The organism is Chthonomonas calidirosea T49 (genome assembly GCF_000427095.1).
GTDB classification, from domain to species: Bacteria; Armatimonadota; Chthonomonadetes; order Chthonomonadales; family Chthonomonadaceae; genus Chthonomonas; species Chthonomonas calidirosea.
This window is the reverse complement of sequence record NC_021487.1, coordinates 3,247,705-3,270,417: the sequence shown is the minus strand read 5'-3', so window position 1 is coordinate 3,270,417 and position 22,713 is coordinate 3,247,705. Positions and strand designations below refer to the sequence as shown.

The window sequence follows — 22,713 nt, the reverse complement described above, 5'->3', positions numbered from 1 at the left end:
CCACTGGAAACGGCAGGTGACCTAGACCGCGCTGAGACCATCCACCCGAGGCCGCTTTCGACGTATACTAAACAGAAGGAGAATACGATGGAATCCGTTGTCATTGTAAGCGCGGTAAGAACCCCCATCGGGAAAGCGGGCAAAGGTGCCCTCCGAGAGACGCGCCCCGATGATCTAGCCGCCCTCGTGGTGGAAGCAGCCGTTCGTCGGGCAGGAATCGATCCCCATACGGTGGAGGACGTTATTTTAGGTTGTGCTTCCCCAGAGGCCGAGCAGGGCCTGAACGTCGCCCGTATCGCGGCGCTCCGCGCCGGTCTGCCGGAGGAGATACCGGGGTTAACCATTAACCGCTTCTGCGCCTCAGGGCTAGAGGCCATCGCCTTGGCAGCCGCCAAAATCGCCACAGGCCAAGCCGAAACCGTGATAGCCGGTGGCACCGAGTCGATGAGCCTCGTCCCGTTCATGGGCCCCTCTTTACGTCCTAACCCCGTGCTCGCCCAAAAACGACCCGATACCTACCTTGGCATGGGGCCCTCGGTGGAACAGCTGGTCAAAGATTTTGCCATCACCCGCGAAGAGGCCGATCGGTACGCGTTCATGAGCCATCAAAAGGCCATAGCAGCTCAGGACAAGGGACTTTTTGCGGCCGAGCTCGAGCCGGTTCCCATCACCAACGAGGCGGGTGAGACCCTCCTTTTTGCGCAAGATGAGGGGCCTCGGCGCGATACCTCGCTCGAAGCCCTGGCGGCGCTTAAGCCAGCCTTCATACCCAACGGCATCCTCACCGCAGGCAATAGCTCACAACGCAGCGATGGCGCCGCAGCGTTGGTGCTCACCAGCGAATCCCATGCTAACAAGCTGAATCTAAAGCCCCTTGCCCGCTTTGTTGGGTACACAACGGTAGCGGTAAGCCCCCTTCAATTCGGCATCGCCCCCGCCTACGCCATCCCGAAACTGCTGCAACGGCTGGGCATTGCCCTCGAACAGATCGATCTCATCGAGTTCAACGAGGCGTTCGCGGCCCAGGTGTTGGCGGCCAACAAGCTCTATCCGCTCCCTATGGAGCGCGTTAACGTGAACGGCGGCGCGATCGCCTTAGGGCATCCGCTAGGCGCGACCGGGGCACGTCAGACGGTGACTCTGCTCTACGAGGGCGCCCGGCGAAAGGCGCGCTACGGTTTGGTGACCATGTGCGCCGCGCTCGGTATGGGCGCTGCCGGGCTTTTCGAGATCTATGCGTAAACGCCCCTAGGGCACATGCATCACGACCTTACCGCGCGTGTGGCGCGTAGCCACCTGCGCTAACGCCTCGCCGGCCTGCTCGAGGGCGTAGCTTTTGGCAATATAGGGACGCAGCTTACCTGCCGCGATCAGCTCATTGAGGTGCTGAAGCTGCGCTCTATCCGGCCGTACCAGCACGTACACATAGCGCACGCCCCGCTTCTCGGCCTCTTTAGCCGCTTCCGGGTTCGCACTACCTCCCACGATGGAGACCAGGCAGCCACCGGGCTTCAGCGTCTGCAAAGAGCGCATCAACGTCTCTCCGCCCACCATATCGAACACTACATCTACCTCTTTGGCAACCTGTTCGAAGGGGGTGCTGGTGTAGTCAATAGGGGTGTCCACCCCAAGCTCTTTCAAAAAGGAGATATTGCCGGAAGAGGCCGTTCCGTAGACATAGGCACCGTGCGCCTTGGCCAGCTGCACGGCCATCGTGCCTACCCCACCGGCCGCCGAGTGAATCAGCACCTTCTGACCCGCTTTCAGCTGCGCGGCCTCGAACAGCGACTGCCAAGCCGTTAGCGCGACAATGGGCAGGGAAGCCGCCTCTTCAAACGTGAGGGTTGGTGGCTTTGGAGCCACAATAGCGGCGGGAACCGCCAAATACTCCGCAAAAGCGCCAAGTCGTTGCAGCGGCGAGTAGCTGTAGACCTCATCGCCGGGCTTCACGTCCTTCACCTTGCTGCCAACCGCCTCCACTACACCGGCAAAGTCGGCACCGGGTATCAAAGGCAGTTTCAGGTTTAGCCAGCTCTGGGCTGCGCCCGTGCAGATGTAGGTATCCACGGGGTTCACGCTCGTTGCCCGAACCCGCACCAACACCTCGTCCTCCGCTATTTGCGGCTGTGGCACGTCTTCGTAACGCAGTGTGGGCGGATTCGTGAAGGTTGGAACCACAATCGCTTTCATGTCCTACACCTCCTTTGAGATGGGTTTATGCCGGCAGAAAGCCGGCCTCGCGCAACTCTCCCAGCAACGCCTGCTCCTGCGACGGCGTTAGGTCCACCAAAGGCGGGCGCACGCTGAGTCGCGGCAACCCACGATGAGCCAAAACGCTTTTGCTAGTTGCCATAGGTGGATAGCGATGCAGTATATCGAGCAGCGCGTCAATGCGTTTCTGAGCCCTATCCAGCCCCGCCTCATCGCCCAGTTCCCAAGCCGTTCTCGCGGCAACGATGACTTCGGGGAAACAGTTCGCTGCCCCCGAAATGCCGCCCGCCGACTTATGGCGCAGGGAACGCGCCAGCAGCCTATCGCTGCCCGTGAAGATGCGCAGATGCGGATAGCGCTCGATAAAATTGCGAGAGCTTTCCCAATCCCCCGTGCTGTCTTTTACCCCCGAAAGATTCGGGCAGTCCGAGAGAAGCGCCATCAGCCCATCGGTAATGCGAACCGCCGAATATTGGGGAATGTTGTAGAGCAGCAGAGGGATATCCACATGCTCGAGCAGCGGTCGAAAGTAAGCGGCGACCCCCTCATCGGTCGGATTTTTGAAGAAGAAGGGGGGCAGCACCAAAACCGCATCCGCCCCTACTTCGGCGGCATGAAGCGTGAGATCGAGCGCGTCGGTCACTGCAGCGGCTCCGGTTCCAGCTACCACTAGCAGATCGCCGCGGTGCGCCATCACGGTTTCAAGCAGCTGCTTACGTTCGGCAACCGAAAGCGAGGTCCCCTCGCCGTTGGTTCCCGCCACGATCACCCCATCAATCCCTGCTGCCCTCTGAAAGTCGAGCAGGGCCGGCATATGTTCCAGCGCCAAGCGCCCATCTGGGTGAAAAGGCGTATTAATGGCGGTGAGGATTCCGCGCAGTTTCCCGGCTTGTGGGTGAGGCATAAACGTTATCTACTCCTATGGAAGGTTTTTTACGTCGCTTTCGATCGTTAGCCGCGAGAACGCGGCATAGCGGAGAAGAGGAAGAGCAACGGCTCCCGCTATGGAGCCGCGGAGGAGTCTCCATCAAGAAGATACGCTTGGGGGGCTGCGGTTGCTTCAAACCTCCACCGGCAGATCGGGACGTGTCCCCCACTCGTTCCAAGAGCCATCGTAGTTCTTCAAGTGGTTATGGCCCAACATGGAGAGAGTGAACAGCACGGTCGTCGCTGCCACACCGCCGTTGCAGTAGGCCACCACCGGGCGATCGGGTTGAAGGCGCAGCTCCTCAATCAGCTTGCGCAGCTCCTCGGTGGGGCGGTAACAGCCATCCGGTCCTACCAAACGCTCTCTTGGCAAAGAGAGGGCGCCCGGAATGCGTCCGGCCCGTGGACCGCGACGTATTTTGCCCGTGTACTGTCCCTCATCGCGCGCATCTATAATCTGCACGTCGGTGCCCAGGCACGCCTTTAACTCCTCGGCCGTTATGCGCCACTGAGGCTGTGGGTTCGGAACGAAATGCGCTGTTGGGTAGTTGGGTTTTTCTGTGGAGATAGCCCGTCCCTCCCTTACCCATTTGTTCCACCCGCCGTTCAGCACGCGCACCTTCTCATGCCCGCAATAGCGCATTACCCACCACAATCGCGTGGCAAATTGAGAGGCCGGATGGTCGTCGTAAGCGATCACCAAGTGCTCGTTGCCGATGCCGGCCTCGCCGAAAACTTTTGCCAGCTTCTCGAAAGAGGCCACCTGCACAGGCACCGGGTCGTCTTCGGCAACGATGTCCTTCGTCCAGTCCAGGTAGATGGCACCGGGGATATGGCCGCGCTCATACGCGTCAGGTGCCCCCAGGTAACGAGAGATCTGCGTGCCATCCGGCTGGGTCTCCAGCTCCACCCTCCCCCGCATATCCACAATACGCAGGGTGTTATCTCCCTCCGCAATGCGCTCGGCCAGCCATTCCGTCTCTACCAGATGTTGGTGACGCAGATCGTCCATCGTTTCCGCTCCTTCACTTAGGCCTGCCCACGAATGATGGCCAAAACTTCATCCCGTCGTCGCTCCATCTCCTGCTGACTCTTCGCCTCGAGGTTAAGACGGATCACGGGGTCGTTGGCCGAAGGTCGCACGTTAAAGTGCCAATCGGGATACTCCACGGTAACGCCATCGCGAAAATCGAGCTTGGCATCCGCGTAGCGCTCCTTAATGCGATCGAGCACGGCCTGTACATCGGGCACCGTGGAGTTGATCTCGCCGGAGATATAGTACTCGCCCAGGCTAGCGATCAGCTGGCTCATGCTAGTTCCACTTTCGCTGAGCATCTGCAGCACCGCGAGCATGGGGATGAAACCGTTGTCAGCATAGAAGTGATCGCGGAAGTAGTAGTGGCCAGAGACCTCTCCTCCGAACACAGCGTTGTGGGCGCGCATGGTGCGCTTAATGAACGAATGCCCCACGCGCTCGGAGACGGGCACACCGCCCATCTTTTTTACCCAGTCCGGCACCACCCACGAGGCGCGAATATCGTAGACGATGGTGGCACCAGGAAAACGTTGAAGGAAGTGACGGGCCACCAGCGCCGTAATAAAGTCGCCCGGTATCGGTTTGCCTGTCTCATCCACAAAGAACACCCTATCGGCGTCGCCGTCCCATGCGACTCCCAAGTCGGCCCCCTCGCGTTTTACCGCCTCCGTTAGGGTCACAATGTTCTCCGGCTCGAAGGGGTTGGGGCCGTGATTTGGAAAGTGGCCATCTGGTTCGAAAAACAGCTCCGTCACCTTAAGCTGAGGAATCCGTCGAAAAATCTCATGGGCCGGCAGCCCGCCCACGCCGTTGCCAGCATCGGCTACAAGACGTAGGGGGCGCACCTTCTCCGGGTCAATAAACTGCATCAGGTGATCGACATACTCCGGCAGAATATCTTGCTCTTCTACATGCCCCTCACGCTCGGCTTCCGGAAACCGCCCTGCCAGCACGCTATCGCGCAGCTCCTCCATGCCCGACCCCATGCCGATCACCTGGGCGCCGCCGCGCACCATCTTCATGCCATTGAGCTCCTTGGGGCTGTGCGAGGCCGTTATCTCTACGCCAGGCAGGTTGTACTTGCCCGACACATAGTAGATGGTGTCGGTGGTACACCGCCCCAGCAACACCACATCTACCCCTTGCTGGGTTAACCCTTCGGCCAAAGCCCGCGCCCAAGCCGGCCCCGAAAGACGGGCATCGTAGCCAATATAGACTTTGGGGGCGCCGAACAGACCGGCCAGACCGCGACCTATTTGGGTGACCCCCTCCGTATCCAACGGAGCCAGAAACGCTTTCGGGTCGCCCAGCATCGCGTAGAACTCGCTATGTTCATCTACCAGTTCAGGCACAAGCGCCCGTATATCGTAATTCCGAAACACTCTCGGATCTACTGCAGCCATAACCTCTCCTTCTGACTAAAAGCTTCTGCTGGTTGGCGCGCCTTATATGCTACCGCAGTTTAAACCATTTTACCATCCTGTTCTCTCTGCTCAGCCAAAGCGGACACTCTGCAGCTTCCTAAAACGCCCTCTTTGACAAAGATACGGCCGCCTTCCTGCAAAATTCTCGCAGACCTCTCAGGTGGCCTCTGCCCTCTACAGTGGCAGAACCTCTATGCAGAAAGAGGAGAACCGCCGGTGAAAAGGTGCAGGACCTTGCAGTAACAACCGCTCTCCTCTTTCTGCCGACAAAAACCATTACTTAGCCTAGAAATGGGGAAGCAAACGATGCTTTTGACACACCTGGCCAACACAAAACGGACTCGCCACCACCACCCTCACCCTATCCAACGCGCATGGTGCCTCGCCCTCTGCGCTGCAGTGTACAGGTTGGCAGCGGCGGCCCAACATGGCCCATTCGTTTCCCATAGCAGGCCTCCCCCGTGTGCAGATAGATAGCTACGGAAAGCACCCCGCGAAAGCCGGCTCTGGAAGAATCGCCCCACGCCGTTTGCCCCTATGTCTTTCCTCCAAATGGGCACCCTCGTCGCACAAACCCTCCCGCTCCCTCCTGCCGTCTTTCGCCGCTTTGCTTCAGGCCTCGCCCCCCGCCAAGCCGTAAAACCCCCGGGACATCGCAACGCCTTCTAAGCTGTTCCACTGCAGCAGGACTTCTGTCAACGCTTGGCGTACTTATAGACGAAAATCGTCCTGACCGACGCCCAGAGCGCACCCCAGAAGCCGCATCTCGATTCTGAACTCTCAAAACCGCTCTGGCATGCGTCGTTATTGGTGATGATCAGCGACGGAGGAGTCTATCATGTGGCATCTAGGCCGTGCGATCGCGTTCTGTTTTCTCCTACTATGTCCGTGTCTGCTTTCCGCCCAGCCCCCATCCGTCCCCGCCGATCTGGTGGTCAGCCTACCGACAGGCACGACCTCCCTCGACGAGATCGGGCTCTATCAGGTCTCCTATCGCTACGATGACGGGCGCAGCGGCACGATGCCTATCGGATGGAGCGGGTTTTTCACCGAGGACACGGGCATCGCATGCGAGCCCTTCGGCGATCAAAACGGCAAAAAGGCCTTCCTCTTACATCCCATTTGGCGCGGTGGAACAGGAGATACCGACCAAACCTTCTGGCTTCGCCTGCCTCGGGCCAAGCGGATCCTCCTGCGCTTCTCGATTGCCATGCGGCAGGGCTTTACCGGCCCTCATCTCTCCGATGGCGCCACGTTTCGCCTCTTCATCAACGGCCAAAAAAAGCTGGATGAAAACAAAACCGACTCCACCTGGACCTCCTATCAGTTTGACCTCACTCCCTATGCAGGCCAAATAGTGACCCTACGGTTCGAAACCGACCCCGGCCCCAAACGTGATCCCTCCTTCGACTACGCTCTCTGGGGCGATCGAGAGATCCTCGTTACCGGCGGCCCCGCACCAAGCCCTCCGACTTTCCATCCCGATCCAGCCTCTCTGCTCCTCCGACGCACCACCTTTGGCAGCTGCTCTCCCACCTACACCCCACAAAGCCGCTACAGGCTTCAGGCCGAGGTAACCTCCCATCCTAAAACGCTCTTTGATGGCTGGTCGCTGGTCCTCTCTCCACGTGCAGACTCCCATGCACGCCTCATGCCTCCCATCTTCGTGGGATTTGGAGCCACCATCACCTTTGTTACAACGGACGGCCAGTTGGTACGCTCCGACTCCCCACAGGTGCGTCTTCTTTCCTTAACCCAACACACCGATCCCGCCACGCATTCGGTTGTGCGAAATGCGATCTATGCGGTTGGCGATCGCAAGGTTCGCCTCCAAGCAGTCCTCTCGGCTCCCTCCGGCCATGCGGTCCGGCTCGACCTTCGCTCGCCCGATCCCTACATCGCCGCAGTGGATTTTGGCCGGCTTGGGCCGGTCGCCTTTGTCCGCCGTATTGTGGTTCCCTACCTGGGCACCGTAGACTACTTTCCCCAGCTTGGCCTCTATGCCAACACCATTGGTGACTTCGTGCTTTCCCATGCTAGCTCATTCGATGGCACCACCGCCATCTACGGCCCGCTGACCAACGGCCAGCGGAACGCCCTTCAGGAAACGGTATACTACGCGCTCTCCAACAACCTGCGCGATGTGCTGCCTACCCCTCCGAACCCACCCTCGCCCTACTTAAAACTCATGGGGCAGTTTGTTGTTCTCGATGTTTGGGGTGGACGCTTTACCGACAACGCCGCCTGGCTGCGCGAGCTAGCCACCTACGACCTCACGCATCTGTTGACCATCGTTCATGTGTGGCAACACGGCGGCTACGACAATCAGCTGCCCGATACCGTGCCAGCCAATGCCGATCTCGGTGGGGATGAGGGCATGAAGGTGTGGACTCATACCGCCGAAAGCCTAGGCGAGCGCATCGCGCTGCACGAGAACTATGTGGATTTCTATCCGAACGCCCCCTCTTTTACCTGGAACGATGTCGCCAGAGATTCACAAGGCAACCCGCAACCTGCATGGAAAAACATCATTCAGTCGTATGCTCTGGCTCCTACCGCCATTTTGAAATATGCCAAACGCATCACCACCCTTGTCCAGCAGCACTACGCTCCCAACGCCAGCTATCTGGACGTGCACTCCTCTGTCCCTCCTTGGTGGCACGTGGACTTCCAAGCCGGCCGGCCGGGCGCCGGTGAGTTCCACACCGTATGGGAAGCCTACAAGGCCTTGTGGCAGCTATTTCGGCAGGTGCACCACGGCCCTGTGCTAGGAGAAGGGAATCAACATTGGCGCTGGAGCGGCCTACTCGATGGGGTGGAAGCCCAGTTTGGACAGGGTGTGCCCATTAATGGCGGCGAGGAGGCTCCGCTCTTTGTGGATTTTGACCTCCTTAAAATCCACCCCCTGCAGTGCAACCACGGTATGGGCTATCTTGAACGATGGCTTCCTCAAGGGTATGAGGGTTTCTGGTGGCAACGGGTGCCACCCACTAAAACGCTCGATCAGTACCGTATGGAAGAGATCGCCTACGGCCACGACGGTTTTATCCCCTCCCAGCTCGTGCGCAACCTCGCCTACATTTGGCAGGAGGAGAACCTCTTATGGCCTATCACGTCGCGCTACTCCACCGCTCTTCCGCAACAGATTCGCTACGAGGTAGACGGCAAGCTGGTTGCCACCGAGCAGGCCATCGCCGCCCATAGCCGCTTCGATAGGGTCTTTGTGGCCTATAATAACGGGCTTCGCATCTACGCCAACGCGCGCGACTCCGATTGGCCGCTTGCCGTCGGCCGCCAACGCATCGTGCTGCCCCAGTACGGGTGGTTGGTCTTAGGCAAAGATATCATCGCTTGGACCGCACGCCGCCAGGGCGTTGTGGCGGACTATCTGCGCACACCGAATCGCATCTATGTGAACGCGCGAACCGATGTGGCTGGACCCATTCCCCCTCTAGCCGTACAGCCCTCCGTCCTCTCCTTCCAACAAACCGGCCCTCGCGCGTTCCGCATCGCCTTCGCTTGGCAGGTGGGTGCCCCCATACCCCAAGGCGATCTCGTGTTCGTGCACATCACTCAGCCTGGCCTCGAAGAGCACGAAGGCATCGTGCTTCAACCCGACTCCGGCATCGCGACCCCGCCCGACCGATGGCCGCTCGGTACGGTGGAGGGCAGCCCCGTCGCCATCACCCTGCCTGCCGACCTAAAGGATGGAGACTACCAGATCAAGCTCGGCATCTTCTCGCCTCAAACCGGCGAGCGCCTCCATCTGCGAGGTGATGATGACGGCTCCTCCAGGATCATCGTAGGTACCCTGCATGTGGCTGATGATGGCAGGGTCATCACGCTTACCAAAGACACCAAAACCTCCGCCGTACCGCAAGCCCTGCTGGAAGCGCATCAAAACGTGAAGGCGGTAGCTATCTCCTTCGGGCCTGTTCGCACCAACGGCAGCCTGCGGCTCAAACGCCAAAAAGCTGGCCAATGGGTGCTTATCCCCTTCCCCCGTGACGAGGCCTTCGATGTGACTCTCGTTCTCTCGGATATCGATCCCCTATGGCGTCAGGGGGTGCGCATCACTGCGCTCAACACGGCTGGCGCGCCCATAGGCCGCATTCCGGTTCAGCTTCGCGTGCACAACGGCGCCCTTCAGGCCACGTTTCGGGTGAACACGGTGCCCAACGCGGTGGCGTACCTACTTGTGGCCGCACCCTCAAAACCTTGAAGCGATCGCCCCTTCGCCGCGTGTCCATAGCAGGGAAGCGTGCTAGCCAGAGTTACTTTGAGAAGGCTTCTAAGAGCTGCATGATCGGCTTAAGTGCCTCATGACTCCAGTCAAAATCTTTAGCGATGGCTTCACCTAATCTCAAATCTGCATATTGAGCCGCAAGAAAGGCGCTGACCTTACTTTTTGAAGTTATCTTTAGAGATGGGTTCTTACCTCTGCAGCATTTCAAAAAATCGTCGACACACTTACAGATTTTATCCTTCTCCATCCTCACTGTAATATAGAGGTCTTCCAGCGCCCCTTTTTGCAGCGAGCCATCTTCATTGGGTCCCGGCATTATCGCGATCGCGACGTGAGGGAGTCCTGCATCTGTCTTCCACTCAAATGCTTTGCTGGGAAATGGGAACTTCTTTTGTCTCAAAGCGTCTTGAAGGCTTTGCAAGGCCCCGTTCGCATTGTTATCTGCGTCGCGAACGAGGAGAATTTTCTCACAATTGCCTATGTTTGAGATGCTCTTTAACGATGCTGCGAATCCATCTTTTCCGCCAACGGGCACTATATCAACTTCTTTCAGTTTCAAATGCTCACAAGCCGCTTGGAAAAAACAACGATCATCCGGCCCCTCAACGAGGATCGCAAAGCGCTTCGTGATCTCCTGAGGCTTACGATCTTCTGTTTTGCTCATCGAACGCTGCAAACCTTCCCCCTCCAATGCCGACGCCCTTCCCCGGATCTCTAACGAATCTCTAAGTTACTCTCGACTGCAGATGCAGCATCGTTATAGTTCAAGACAACCGGTTTTATCTCACTTCCCTCCTTGGGGCGTTCTAAACGGATGTAGCGAAACAGCTCCTGATCCTTTTTGTTGCCTTCTAGTCCTTGTATCGCCGCTTGAATGCACTCGTAGCTGTGTGTTGTGCCAAAGAGCTGACAGCCGGTCTCTCGCACCACCTCTGCAAGGAGTTTCCACATTCTAGGAAGGGCGGAGTGATGAATGCCGCTCCCAATCTCATCAACCAGAACGACCGTGGGAGGCGTCATTAGGCAGAGCAAAATGGATATAAGGCGATCCACTCCATCGCCCATACAACGGATCGGCAAGGCACCAGGGCCCTCTATCTCGCCATGAATCTGGGAAATGCCTCTCACGGGAATCAGCATAAGCCGTTTTAGGCGTGGTTCCATCACACGCAGGTATTCCACCAAGCGTTCCACCCCATTTTCTATATCTATCGCACCAAAGCGCTGGGCTTGCCTAACGAGATCCTCATATCCCCTGCTGGGCACGGGGGCTACGCTCCAAGTATCTGTTGAGAGGTTTCCTTCTAGCTGAACGGTATTGCCTAACAGCACAACTTTCATCCGCTCCTTTAGATAGTCTTGTCCAAGTTTCACTCCCTCCGAACGATAGGTCAACACAAGAGATCCAATGGCCGGTGACTGAGCAATAAGGGATTGATGTGTTGGTATGTTCAACTGGCTAGGCATCTCGGATATGTGAGGGTCTTGCAGAGGGATTTCCTGAGACTGGGCCGTTAGAGGGATTCCCTGAGACTGGGCCGTTGGTGAAAAGCTAATTTTGAGGGTTTCCCAAAACCTACGTGTCGCATTTTCACCGGCAGTCCCTTCTGTCCCCACCTGGCCTCCTGAGGCGCGCAACGACCTGACGGTTCTTTGCCATCTGGTTAACGGAACATTTTCCCAATTACGTTGCACCGATATCTCTATTGGGCGGGAGAGATCGAAATTAGCGAAGTGCGGCGCCCAGTGAACTTCAACGATAATGGGTTGCGTGGGAACAAATTGCGACCAACTCGATTGCATACCACGAGAAACAGATATCTGGCTGAGAGTAGAAAGGTAAGCTCTATCAATAAACGCCCAGATCGCCTCTAAGAGGCTGGTCTTACCGACATTATTTCTTCCCGTTATCAGGTTGATAGCTCCAAGGTTCTCAACGGAGAACTCCTCAAAAGCCTTGAAATGACGAATCCGCAAACTCTCTATCATCGGCCGCCTCCCCGGACGAACGCCCCCTCCTGATGTGTGCTACCCTTTCGAAACCCAACCGTAGCGGACTATTTGTTGCAAGGTCTCAAGGCTAGTATACCTTAGCGTCTTAAAAGGCCTCCTTCTGGCTAGGCACCGACATTTCAACCGAACGCTGAAGGGTGCTGTTTCCCTATCTACGGCTCGGTGCCCTGCAGGCGCTCCCTATGCTGATGCGGCGGGAAACCGAACAGCCTCTTGTAATCTCGATTGAAGTGCGAGGGGCTATTGTAGCCAACCCGGTAGCCAGCGCTCGCCGCATCCAATCCTTCGTAGAGCATAAGGCGACGAGCCTCCTGAAGGCGGAGCTGTTTTTGAAACTGCAAGGGGCTCATGGAGGTAACAGCCTTGAAATGCTGATAAAAACCCGACACGCTCATCCCCACCTCGCGCGCTAGGGTGTGAACAGCCAATGGACGATGAAAGTTCTTCCGCAAAAGCTCGATCGCCTTAGAAATAGGGGAAATATCCCCGTTGAAGCGCACGATATGCCAAAGTCGCTCCCCTTGTTGGCCCATCAATAGGCGATAGATAATCTCCCTTTTTACCAAAGAGGCCATAAAAGCGGCGTCGTTAGGGTGGTCTATCAACCTCAGCAGCCGCACCACCGCGTTTAAGAGGTCTGCATCCAGCGAACTGACATCAAACGCCTTTGCATCGGCATGGGAACGGGCTCCCAAGTAGCCCAATTCGAGCATTACAGAGCCGACCAGAGCGGGGTCTAAGGCCAAGCGAAGGCTTAGATAGGGGCGGGGTCTGGAGGCTTCGACGACGCGGGTAATCACCGGCAGTTCCACCGTGCTTAAGCAGTAGTGATAGGGGTCGTAACGATAACACTCCCTGCCCAGGTACACCTCCTTACTTCCTTGGGCGATCACGCAAAATGCGGGCTCATAAACCCCTGGCAGAGCGGAGGTAGGGGCCGAGGCACGGTGAAGCAGGAGCCCCGGCAACGGCTCAGCGCTGCCGTCGTGTGGAACCGCGCGGGCGATCCGCTCCAGCAACTCCGCTCGATCGGCCTCCATCCGCAACCCCTCATGAGCTGACGGTCGTCGTACCTGCGTATCCATAGGGGGTTCCACCCTTTGTAGAAAAGTGCAATATCTTTGGAAAATCATTCTATCACATCGTTCTGTTCCCTGAGTAGATTCCAGTGGAAAAACTCCAAAACGCACTTCGTGAACTGAAATCCCAAGAGGAGGTCCCCTATGGAGATCAAAAGAGTTGGATCGCAACCATCGAGCAAAGGGCCCGAGGCCTACTTCACCGGCGCTGTGCGGGTGGATCCTCTGCTTGAGGCGCCCGATCCCGCCCGCGTGCGGGTAGCGAGTGTTACCTTCGAGCCTGGCGCTCGAACCGCGTGGCATACCCATCCTTTAGGCCAGACCCTCATCGTTACTTCCGGCTGTGGATGGGTGCAAAGTGAGGGAGGGCCTAAGCGCGAAATAAGGCCAGGCGACGTGGTGTGGTTTCCCCCTGGCGAAAAACATTGGCACGGTGCCACAGTCAGCACGGCCTTAACCCACATCGCTATCCAAGAGGCGCTGGCGGGCAAGGTCGTGGAGTGGATGGAAAAGGTTTCTGACGAAGACTATCATCAAAAGACGGAGGAGTAAGCGATGCGTGCAACCGTTTTAAGTGCACCGAGAGAGGTTCACATAGATCAAGTACCCGACGCGCGGATCATCGAGCCGACGGATGCGGTTATTCGGGTGGTCGTCGCCTGCATTTGTGGCAGCGACCTTTGGCCCTATCGGGGTTTTGACCCTCTTCCTGAAACGGGTCGGCGCATGGGGCATGAAGCCATAGGCGTTGTGGAAGAGGTAGGTTCGGAGGTGCGAACGGTGCGCAAAGGCGATCTGGTGCTGATGCCCTTCGCGTTTTCCGACGGCACCTGCGTATTCTGCAGCGAGGGTCTGCACACCGCCTGCACCCACGGCGGATTTTTCTCCTACCATACCGAAGGAGCGCAGGCCGAAGCCGTGCGCATCCCCTTTGCAGACGGCACTCTCTATAAAGTGACAGCGCGTGAAGACGACAAGGCCCTCCTTCCTCACCTCCTCACATTAACCGATGTAATGGGCACCGGCCACCACGCGGCGGTAACCGCACGGGTTCGGCAGGGCACCACCGCCGCGATCATCGGGGATGGGGCGGTAGGCCTTTGCGGGGTTATCGCCGCCAAGCGGCTCGGGGCGGAAAGGATTATCCTCTTGGGGCGCCATCCGGATCGGATCGCGTTAGCCCGCGAGTTCGGCGCCACCGATATTGTAACCGAGCGTGGAGACGCGGCGATAGAGGCCGTACGCGAGCGAACGGGCGGGTTAGGCGCCCATTCCGTGTTGGAGTGTGTGGGCACGGAAGAGGCCATGCGAACGGCCGTCGGCATCGTTCGTCCTGGAGGCGCCATTGGGCGAGTAGGGGTACCGCATCATGAGGGTATCCCTGCCGGCCCTACCTTCTACAACAACATCACCATCAGTGGTGGCCCTGCCCCAACGCGAGCCTATATGGACGAGCTGCTCCCCGACGTGCTGGAGGGACGGATTCTGCCGGGACGCGTGTTCGACCGCACCTTGCCGCTAGAGCAGGTTGCCGAGGGCTATCGCGCCATGGACGAGCGCCAAGCCCTTAAGGTGATGTTGGTGCCCTAACGCTTTCTTTGGAGGCAACAGATCCCCAACCTGGATCACCGGATAAGGAGAAAAAACAATGCAAAAACGCAAACTGGGCAACTTAGAGGTCTCCGCCATCGGGCTAGGCTGCATGACCATGACGGGCGGCTACAGTGTGTCACCCGATCGAAATGAGATGATCGCGCTCATTCGCAAAGCGGTGGAGCTCGGCGTCACCTTCTTCGACACGGACGAAGTGTACGGCCCCTGGATCAACGAGGAGCTTGTGGGAGAGGCTTTGGAGCCTTTCAAAGGTCAGGTGGTTATCGCCACCAAATTCGGCTTCCGGCATGACGGCGATCGCGGCCCGAGCCCCAGAACCGGAACCGACAGCCGCCCCGAACAGATCAAGCGCGTGGCCGAGGCCTCGCTAAAACGCCTGCGCGTGGAGGCGCTCGACCTCTTTTACCAACATCGCGTAGACCCCAACGTGCCCATCGAGGATGTAGCCGGCGCCGTGAAGGAGCTGATCGAGGCCGGCAAGGTCAAGCATTTTGGGCTCTCTGAAGCGGGCGCACAAACCATCCGTCGTGCCCACGCGGTCTGCCCGGTGGCGGCGGTGCAATTTGAGTATTCGCTGTGGTGGCGCAAGCCCGAACAAGAGATCCTGCCCACCTGCGAAGCGCTGGGCATTGGGTTTGTGGCCTACAGCCCTCTCGGCAAAGGCTTTCTCACGGGCAAGATAGATGAAAACACGCAGTTCGACCCCACCGACCTGCGAAGCCGCATTCCGCGTTTCACTCCAGAGGCGCGGCAAGTTAACAAGGCACTTGTGGAGCTGCTAACAGCCATTGCGGAACGCAAAGGGGCCACCCCCGCCCAGATCGCTCTCGCCTGGCTGCTTGCGCAGCGGCCATGGATTGTGCCGATTCCGGGAACCACCAAGCTCCATCGCCTGGAAGAGAACGTCGGTGCGGTAGACGTGGTGCTGACGCCGGAAGATCTGCGGGAGATAGAGGCTGCGGCCTCCAAAATTCAGATCCAAGGCGAGCGCTATCCGGAGGATCTCGAGCGAATGAGCTACCTCTAACCTCTTAGGAACGACACCGGCCTCGGTCAGGGGAGGGCATCGTCAACAGAGTCCTCTCCCGCCCATTACTCGCAGAAACACCAATTTCAGAAATCCCCTCCAACGCCCCGTCAGGCCACCCTGATGCACCGCCGCAACCCAAATGAAGCAGACCGCATGAAGGCAAACCTCACAGGCTCCTCCCTATCCACCGAAAGAGGCTTTACCCCCCAACTTCTCTATCGTCTTACGGGCTGCTTCCCGCACCCACAAATTCTCATCCTCCAAACAACGCTGCAACCCCGCCACCGCAGCAGGATAGCTCCATACCCCTTCCCCTAGCTCCCCCAAAGCCCAACAGGCCTCAAGACGAACGTCCCAACTTCCACCCCCCAAACAGCTCACCAAGCCCGGAACTACCCCCGCATCTTTCAAAACCGCAGGCCCCAGCTTCCCCAACGTTTCGCATGCCCTACGACGTAACCCCCAATCCTTATCCGCTAAGCATGCAACCAAGCTCGGAACTACCTCCTCATACGCCAAAACCCCAAGACCTAACTGGCCGAGCGCTTCACACGCCGCTTGGCGTGTGCGCACCCACTCCTCCTCCTTCAAACACCTCAACAAACCCGGCACGACTTCCCTGTTTTTCAAAACCTCAGGCCCCAACCTCCCCAACGCTTCACAGGCGGCACGACGAGTATACTTATATTCATCCTTCAAACATTGCACTAAGTTTGGCAGCACGTCCGCATCCTTCAAAACTTCAGGGCCTAGCTTGCCCAACGCGTCACAGACATCATCACGAACCAACCTGTCCTTGTCGTCCTCCAAACATCGTATCAAGCTGGGCACCACCGCCTCATACCGTAGAGCCCGTGGGCCTAGCCGACCTAATGCCCAACAGGCTGGGGCTATTAGCCCCCAATCCTCAGATTTCAAGCATCCTAACAAGCCTGGCACAAGTGCCACACCGAACCGGTCTAACACGTCTTCAACCGTATCACGGACATCACCATCATCGTCCCATATACATTGTATTAAGCTTGACACCAATTCGCCATATTGCAAGACCTCTGGGCCGAACTCTGCTAACGCTCCACAGGCATCGTCACGAACATTCGCATCCTCATCCTTAAAACATCGCAACAGGCTCGATAGCACATCCTCATCCTGCAAAACTTCAAGCCCCAGAAGTCCTAATGCCCCACAAACGTGACTGCGAATAACCTTGTCCTCCAGACATCGCAATAGGCTCGGTAGCACATTCTCGTACTGCAACACGCCGGAACCTAACTGACATAATGCCAAACAGGCTCTACGGCGAACCTCCCTCTTCTTATCTTTCGAACCAACTAATAAAGCGGGAACGACTTCCGGATACCTTAAAACTTCAGAACCTAGATTGCCCAACGCTTCACAGGCGATACTGCGAACACACCAATATTCATCCTTCAAGCGCCTCAACAAGCTCGGCACCACTTCGCTATCTTTCAAAAACCCATTTTTAGAAATCTTAGGTCCCAGCTTGCTTAACGCGTCACAGGCTATACGACGAACACGCTTGTCGTTATCCTCCAAACATCCTAACAGACTTGCAACTACGTCCACGTAAGGCATAACACCAGAACCTATCTGACCTAATGCCCAACAGACTGCATCACGAACATGCCAATCCTTATCCTTCGCATATCTCAATAAGTTTGGAACTACGTCCGCACTCTGCAAAACTTCAGAATCTATTTTGCCTAGCACTTCACAGATGACATAGCTAGCATACCATTCCCCATCTTTCGAACATTCCGTCAAACACTTCACCAGGCCCGCCACAACCTCCCTATTTTCCAAAACCTTGGGCCCCAGCTGGCCTAATGCTGTACAGGCCGCGTGATAAACAGATCTATCCTCATCTTCCAAGCACCTTAATAGACCCGGAACTACTTCTCCATACTCCAAAACTCTGGGACCTAACTCACCCAATGCCTCACAGGCAGCACGACGCACCGACCTACACTTATCTTCCAAACACCTCAATAGACTTGGCACCAACCCTTCATACTGCAAAACACTAGGTCCTAGCTTGCCTAATGCTTTACAAGCCGCACGGCGAATATCGCTATCTTCATCCTGCAAACAGCTTAGCAGGCACTCGCGAACCTCTTTATACTCCAAAATAATAGAACCAAAACCACTCAATGTTTCACAAGCTGCAGCCTGAACACGTCTATCCGCATCCTGCAAGCAGCGCAAAAAGCCCTGCACCACCTCTGCATAAGGCCTAACACTAGAGCCTAAATCCGTCCACTTCAACACTTCATGGCCTATACAGGCCAAACCCAGACAGGCGGCACGACGAACCTTCCAGTGTTTATCCTCAAGACAACTCAGCAAAGCGGGCACCACGCCCTTATATCTCAAAACGCCATCGCTCAAATCTCCTAACGCCCGACACGCTGCCGCCCGAAGTTTCCAATCCTCAGCCTCCAAACACCTCAGTAAGCTAGGCACTATCCCTTTAAACTCTAAAACCTTAGGGCCTAGCTTGCCTAACGCCTTACAAGCCTTCGCACGAACCTGCGGGCTCTTATCCTGCAAGCGAGTCAACAGGATCGGTATTTCGGTGTCATCCAGCATCGCTCTCTCCCTCACTTTCGCCGAGCACAACATTCACGGGGCTATGAGCACACAACTTGTATGTATTAAATTCTATTCTTTCTCTAACGCACCTTTTCCTTCTTTCATCCCGATTTCGTAGGGACTGCGCTAACGATGATGGTTTCCTGCGATGCGTGCGTCCATTATTGGCACGCCGCTCGCTATCGGGGTAAGGCAGAAAAAAGCTGTGAGGAGAGGGTGTGCAGGAAATGGGAGCCGAGAAAGGCAATTTAATAGGGAAAACTGTCGTAAGAGACACGATATGCGTGCTCTCTAAACCCAACTTTTCCAAAGGAGGTTTGTAGCAATAGCATGGAGAAAGTCCGCGTCGGCATCATCGGCACCGGTGGCATCGCCCAAGGCCACATCCAGCGCCTCCTCGCGCACCCTGCCGTAGAGATCACCGCTATCTGCGACACATCCCCGCAATCCCTCGCCCATACCCTGGAACGACACCCGCAGCTCAAAGGGGTGCAGCAGTTCCAAGACTATCGCGAGCTTATCCGCTCCGGCCTCGTGGATGCCGTGAACATCAACACCCCGCATACCGCTCACTTCGAACAGATTATGGCGGCCTTGGAGGCCGGGCTGCATGTGCTTACCGAAAAGCCCATGGTCTGCTCGGTGGAACATGCTCACCGTGTGTTACAACAGGTCGAAAAGAGCGGCAAGGTGTTGGTCGTCAGCTATCAACGCCACTATATGTCCGAGTTTCTCTACATCCGCGACCAGATCGCTTCAGGTCGGTACGGGCCCGTGCAGTTTGTTCAGGCCTTTCAAAGCCAAAACTGGTATCGGGGCACAAAGGGGAAATGGCGGCAAGATCCGGCCCTGAGCGGTGGAGGCCAGCTCAACGATTCCGGCTCGCACCTGGTGGCCGTCATCCTCTTCATGACCAACTTGCCCGCCGAAAGCGTGTTTGGCTACATCGAAAACTTCGATTCACCGGTAGATATCAACTCGGCCCTCTCCCTCCGGTTTCAAGGGGGCGCCTTGGCCAACATTTCGGTGGTAGGTAACGCCCCCACATGGCACGAAGACCTCACCATCTGCTGCGATCAAGGGGTGTTCTTTCTGCGCAATGGTAAACTAGAGGTTTGTGGGCCCGACGGCAAACGCTTTACCCCAACCCAAGAGGAGATGCCCAAGGGCAGCGATCCAGACACCAACTTCATTAACGCCATCTTGGGCAAAGAACCGGTGGGCTCTCCCGCCATTTGGGGGCTGCGCGTTATGGAGCTCACCGAGGCCGCCTGGAAATCGGCCCGAGAAGGCCGGCCCGTCGAGGTAAAGCATCTCTAACCTCTAACCCATAACAGCCCTCGCTTAATCTCACGTCGCCTTCCTCCTACACAGCGAGGCGTGCTTCCTAAACCGTCCAAGGAAGCGCGCCTCGTTTTTAGTGGCTCTCTCCTCTCAAACCCACCCTACAGCTAACCCCCAACCTCCTCGCTTCCCAAATTCTCGCAGACCTACTTGGAAGACCCTTCCTTCTCCTATGGCAGAACCTTTGTGCAGAAAGAGGCAAAACCGCTGGTTAAAAGGTGCAGGACCTTGCAGTAACAACCGCTTCCCTCTTTCTGCCTACACAAAACCACAACTTTGAATTGGGGAAGCAAACGATGCTTTTGACATATCTCACGCAAACCAAATGGCACCGCCGTCACCATCTTCACCCTATCCGGCGCGCATGGCAAAACGGCCTCGCCCTCTGCGCCGCCATGGTCGGGTTGGGAGTGGCGGCCCAACACAGTAGAGCGATAACTCTACCCATAGAGGTCTTTGGAGCGGTTTCGGGGGGCGCGAGCGTGCGCTTTGTCCCTCCCGTCTCCTCGGATAACAGCCCCATCACCACCCTGGTGATGCGGGTTCATGGCTTGGAGTATCCCGGGCAAGCCAGTGTGCGCGTCAACTCAGGGACCTGGATCCCGCTCGATAACCAACATGTCACCATCCTCGGCCCTGGGATCGCCGGCGATTTTGGAGGGATTGGGGGAAGCCCTATCTCCACCTTTGATCTCTCCATTCCACTACCAGCCGACGACGTGCCTAAGGTAGGCGCCGCAAACCTCATCAGCTTCCGTTTCAACATGACAAACGGCATCAACAGCGGGTGGCGGGTTTTGAGCTTCAATTTTCGACGCGCCGACGGCACCAACGTGCTGCCAGCCTCTATGTTCACCCAAGATGACCCCTCTACCTGGCAGCCTCCTTTAAACGATCCTGCCGATATCGCTGCGGGCCAAGCGTTATGGCAGAGTGCGACCCTTAAACTCAACAGCCTCCCAAACGCCCCCACCATCAAAGCTCACTGCGGCGATTGCCATGCCACCGACGGACGAGACCTCAAATACTTCAACTACTCCAATTACTCCATCATCGTCCGCTGCATGTTCCATGGCCTCTCCTACCAACAAGGACAACAGGTCGCTAGCTACATCCGCTCCCTCCCCGCCTCCTACGCCAGCAAGTACGCTCGACCCTGGAACCCACCCTATCAACCCGGACCAGGCCTCGATAGCCATGGACCTAACGAGTGGGCCGCAGGAGCCGGCATTGACGCCGTCCTCCCTAACGATGCCGCCATGCTCCCCTACCTCTTCCCTAACGGCATCAAACCCGCAAGCCACCTCCGTCCATGGCTACCTCAACATGCGAGAGCTGCCCATTGATATGCCCCTCCTCGACTGGAACCACTGGCTCCCTACCCTCTCGCCCGTAGACTACACCCTCAACTTCTTTGCACCGGCGCAATCTAACTCCCCCTTCGTCATGAGCTGGTCGCAACGCTACCAGGATATCTTGACCCACCTGCAAAATAACTTCAGTCGCTACCTCAATAAGCCCATAGGAACCCGACCCGACGGACAACCCCTCACCTCCTCCGACTTTAAAACCGAACAGGACGCTTGGGCGACGGGAGCGCTGACCCCGCTGCCCCAGTTTGCAGCCAACGTCACCACTGACCAACAAAAGGCTGAGCTGATCTACTCCCTAGCGCAGTGGCGTATGGTGCGAGTTTGGGAGCTGCAGCAGCGCTTCGGTCTGGACACCATGGGGCAAACCATCTTTACCAACATGGGCAGCTCCACCAACAACCGCATCGAGCCCTTGACCTGGTCGAACGCCTTTGCCTTCGACTTGGCTCCCAAAGCCCTTCACACCGAAGATGGAACAGCAAAAGATGCCAATGGCAACAAGATCCTCAGCCAGGGGGTGCCGTTAGGAAACAGCTGGGCAGGGAACCAGTATCTGGACGATGAGTGGTACTGGATGCAGCTCATTTTGAACCCAGGCAATGGGAAAGGGAGCGGCAATGTGCCGGTGGACTGGGGCTACATTCCGGACGTAGTCGCCCGCACGGGGCAGGTAACGGGGGAGAGCCAGTGGTTACGGCTTGTGGCGTTGATCATAAAGGGCAGCCAAGAGCGGGACAACGGCATCGGCTATGTGATGAGCACGCCCTGGGATGGGGCGGATCCGGGTTGGAACCCTTATCGAGTGGACTATCTGTTCACGCTGTTTTATTGGCTGAATGTGGGTCAGGATGAGGTCAATTCACAGGTCAAGGCACAGGTGATAGACGCGATGATCCAGAGCTGGTTGGCAAAGAACGAGGAGTACACGGTGAGCCAGTGGTTTACGCCGTGGCAGAGCCCTCAGGCACAGCAGTGGGATCCTTCTATGAACCCCAACGCACTGCCCACTTTCTATGCTACCAACTTCGAAAGCCAAGTCTATACATGGCTTTCGATGGCAAAGCAGGCCGGTGTCAGCGACCAGACGCTCATACGCGTGGTGAAATGGCTGCAGACAATGTGGCCACGGGTGAATTGGGCTATCGTAGCGTTGCAACCGGAGAAGCTTGGCCCCGATCGCAAGCAGGTTCCACAGATACCTGTGCAAACCGCCTCGCAATGAATCCGCGAGGATAACGTCCTGACCGAGTCTTAGAAGAAGAGACGTCCGTAAGAGATAGTATAGTTAAGGGATCTGCAGCGATCTCCAATTTTACGTGCGGGCACGCCGGCAACGATGGTATAGGGCGCCACATCCCTTGTGACCACCGCACCGGCAGCCACCACCGCCCCCTCTCCAACGGTGACGCCCGGCAAAATCATCGCACGCGTGCCGATGAACGCATAGTCCTGAATGGATACCCCCGTACTCGACCAGCAAAAGTGGGACTTTGAGGATCGTGATCAGCGGTCAGAATGCAGACCTCTGCTGAGATAGAGACGTTGTTGCCTATAGAGATTCCTCCTCGATTGTCGAGTCGGCACCGCTGATTGATGACGCTGTGATCTCCCAGCACAAAGTTACCGCGGGTATCGAACCAAGCGCCCATGAAGATAAAACTATCTTTCCCGATCTGAAACCGCATGATACGGCGATAGAAGAGAAGCCGAACCCAATGCACGGGGATACAACTGACAATATGATTGGTTATGTAGAGGGCGGTTTGGGAAGCGACATACCGCAGTGAGGGTCTCCTCATCGAA

17 protein-coding genes and 1 pseudogene are annotated in these 22,713 nt (G+C 57.1%); 8 read left to right on the top strand and 10 right to left on the bottom strand.

The window, feature by feature from the left end; all coding sequences use genetic code 11:
* The first annotated feature begins 87 nt into the window (after positions 1 to 87).
* Entirely contained in the window at positions 88 to 1,242 is a 1,155-nt protein-coding gene (locus CCALI_RS13730) for a thiolase family protein (protein WP_016484069.1), read from the top strand.
* Positions 1,243 to 1,248: 6 nt separating this feature from the next.
* Here CCALI_RS13730 and CCALI_RS13725 read toward each other — a convergent pair whose 3' ends face one another.
* The 4 genes from CCALI_RS13725 to CCALI_RS13710 form a co-directional block, all read right to left on the bottom strand.
* Positions 1,249 to 2,190 carry an NADP-dependent oxidoreductase gene (locus CCALI_RS13725; protein WP_016484068.1) on the bottom strand — a complete coding sequence of 314 codons (942 nt, stop codon included), beginning with the start codon at positions 2,188 to 2,190 and terminating at the stop codon, positions 1,249 to 1,251.
* 25 nt (positions 2,191 to 2,215) lie between these two features.
* Positions 2,216 to 3,115 carry a dihydrodipicolinate synthase family protein gene (locus tag CCALI_RS13720; RefSeq protein WP_016484067.1) on the bottom strand — a complete coding sequence of 300 codons (900 nt, stop codon included), beginning with the start codon at positions 3,113 to 3,115 and terminating at the stop codon, positions 2,216 to 2,218.
* Positions 3,116 to 3,271: 156 nt separating this feature from the next.
* Positions 3,272 to 4,150, bottom strand: coding sequence for a sulfurtransferase (locus CCALI_RS13715; RefSeq protein ID WP_016484066.1), 879 nt, complete (start codon positions 4,148 to 4,150; stop codon positions 3,272 to 3,274).
* A gap of 17 nt (positions 4,151 to 4,167) precedes the next feature.
* Positions 4,168 to 5,577, bottom strand: a complete 1,410-nt coding sequence (locus CCALI_RS13710) for a phosphomannomutase/phosphoglucomutase (RefSeq protein ID WP_016484065.1) — start codon at positions 5,575 to 5,577, stop codon at positions 4,168 to 4,170.
* Positions 5,578 to 6,436: 859 nt separating this feature from the next.
* Here CCALI_RS13710 and CCALI_RS13705 point away from each other — a divergent pair.
* Positions 6,437 to 9,820, top strand: coding sequence for a DUF5696 domain-containing protein (locus CCALI_RS13705; RefSeq protein ID WP_016484064.1), 3,384 nt, complete (start codon positions 6,437 to 6,439; stop codon positions 9,818 to 9,820).
* A 52-nt stretch (positions 9,821 to 9,872) separates the two neighbouring features.
* Here CCALI_RS13705 and CCALI_RS13700 read toward each other — a convergent pair whose 3' ends face one another.
* The 3 genes from CCALI_RS13700 to CCALI_RS13690 all read right to left on the bottom strand — a co-directional run bounded on the left by CCALI_RS13700 (position 9,873) and on the right by CCALI_RS13690 (position 12,942).
* Positions 9,873 to 10,520, bottom strand: coding sequence for a DUF3226 domain-containing protein (locus tag CCALI_RS13700; RefSeq protein WP_016484063.1), 648 nt, complete (start codon positions 10,518 to 10,520; stop codon positions 9,873 to 9,875).
* A 38-nt stretch (positions 10,521 to 10,558) separates the two neighbouring features.
* Entirely contained in the window at positions 10,559 to 11,833 is a 1,275-nt protein-coding gene (locus CCALI_RS13695; RefSeq protein ID WP_016484062.1) for an AAA family ATPase, read from the bottom strand.
* Positions 11,834 to 12,009: 176 nt separating this feature from the next.
* The gene (locus tag CCALI_RS13690) at positions 12,010 to 12,942 is read right to left on the bottom strand and encodes an AraC family transcriptional regulator (protein ID WP_016484061.1); all 933 of its coding nucleotides are present in this window, start codon (positions 12,940 to 12,942) and stop codon (positions 12,010 to 12,012) included.
* A gap of 138 nt (positions 12,943 to 13,080) precedes the next feature.
* On the opposite strand from CCALI_RS13690, the gene CCALI_RS13685 reads away from it, so the two are divergent.
* Genes CCALI_RS13685 through CCALI_RS13675 form a run of 3 tightly spaced genes read left to right on the top strand, consistent with a single transcriptional unit; the run spans position 13,081 to position 15,577 of the window.
* Positions 13,081 to 13,488 (top strand): (R)-mandelonitrile lyase, encoded by a 408-nt coding sequence (locus CCALI_RS13685; protein ID WP_016484060.1) that lies wholly within the window; start codon positions 13,081 to 13,083, stop codon positions 13,486 to 13,488.
* A gap of 3 nt (positions 13,489 to 13,491) precedes the next feature.
* Positions 13,492 to 14,526: a zinc-dependent alcohol dehydrogenase family protein gene (locus CCALI_RS13680; protein WP_016484059.1), complete on the top strand. Its 1,035-nt coding sequence runs from the start codon at positions 13,492 to 13,494 to the stop codon at positions 14,524 to 14,526.
* 58 nt (positions 14,527 to 14,584) lie between these two features.
* Positions 14,585 to 15,577: an aldo/keto reductase gene (locus CCALI_RS13675; RefSeq protein ID WP_016484058.1), complete on the top strand. Its 993-nt coding sequence runs from the start codon at positions 14,585 to 14,587 to the stop codon at positions 15,575 to 15,577.
* 183 nt (positions 15,578 to 15,760) lie between these two features.
* Here the strand turns inward: CCALI_RS13675 and CCALI_RS13670 are convergent, their stop codons facing one another.
* Positions 15,761 to 18,190, bottom strand: a complete 2,430-nt coding sequence (locus CCALI_RS13670) for a sister chromatid cohesion protein PDS5 (RefSeq protein ID WP_016484057.1) — start codon at positions 18,188 to 18,190, stop codon at positions 15,761 to 15,763.
* 333 nt (positions 18,191 to 18,523) lie between these two features.
* Between CCALI_RS13670 and CCALI_RS13665 the strand changes: the two genes are divergently transcribed.
* The 3 genes from CCALI_RS13665 (at position 18,524) to CCALI_RS13655 (ending at position 22,132) form a co-directional block, all read left to right on the top strand.
* Positions 18,524 to 19,513 (top strand): Gfo/Idh/MocA family protein, encoded by a 990-nt coding sequence (locus tag CCALI_RS13665; protein ID WP_016484056.1) that lies wholly within the window; start codon positions 18,524 to 18,526, stop codon positions 19,511 to 19,513.
* A gap of 320 nt (positions 19,514 to 19,833) precedes the next feature.
* On the top strand, positions 19,834 to 20,883 hold the full coding sequence (locus tag CCALI_RS13660; protein ID WP_016484055.1) for a hypothetical protein: 1,050 nt from the start codon (positions 19,834 to 19,836) through the stop codon (positions 20,881 to 20,883).
* A complete protein-coding gene (locus tag CCALI_RS13655; protein WP_156415924.1) occupies positions 20,768 to 22,132 on the top strand; it encodes a hypothetical protein in 1,365 nt (454 codons plus the stop codon). Before CCALI_RS13660 ends, CCALI_RS13655 begins: the two co-directional genes overlap by 116 nt.
* Positions 22,133 to 22,161: 29 nt before the next feature.
* Here the strand turns inward: CCALI_RS13655 and CCALI_RS16785 are convergent.
* Positions 22,162 to 22,329: pseudogene (locus CCALI_RS16785) on the bottom strand (acyltransferase); the annotation flags it as partial.
* Entirely contained in the window at positions 22,329 to 22,709 is a 381-nt protein-coding gene (locus CCALI_RS16665) for an acyltransferase (RefSeq protein WP_231730003.1), read from the bottom strand. The gene CCALI_RS16665 and the pseudogene CCALI_RS16785, both read right to left, overlap by 1 nt.
* Positions 22,710 to 22,713: the final 4 nt, after the last annotated feature.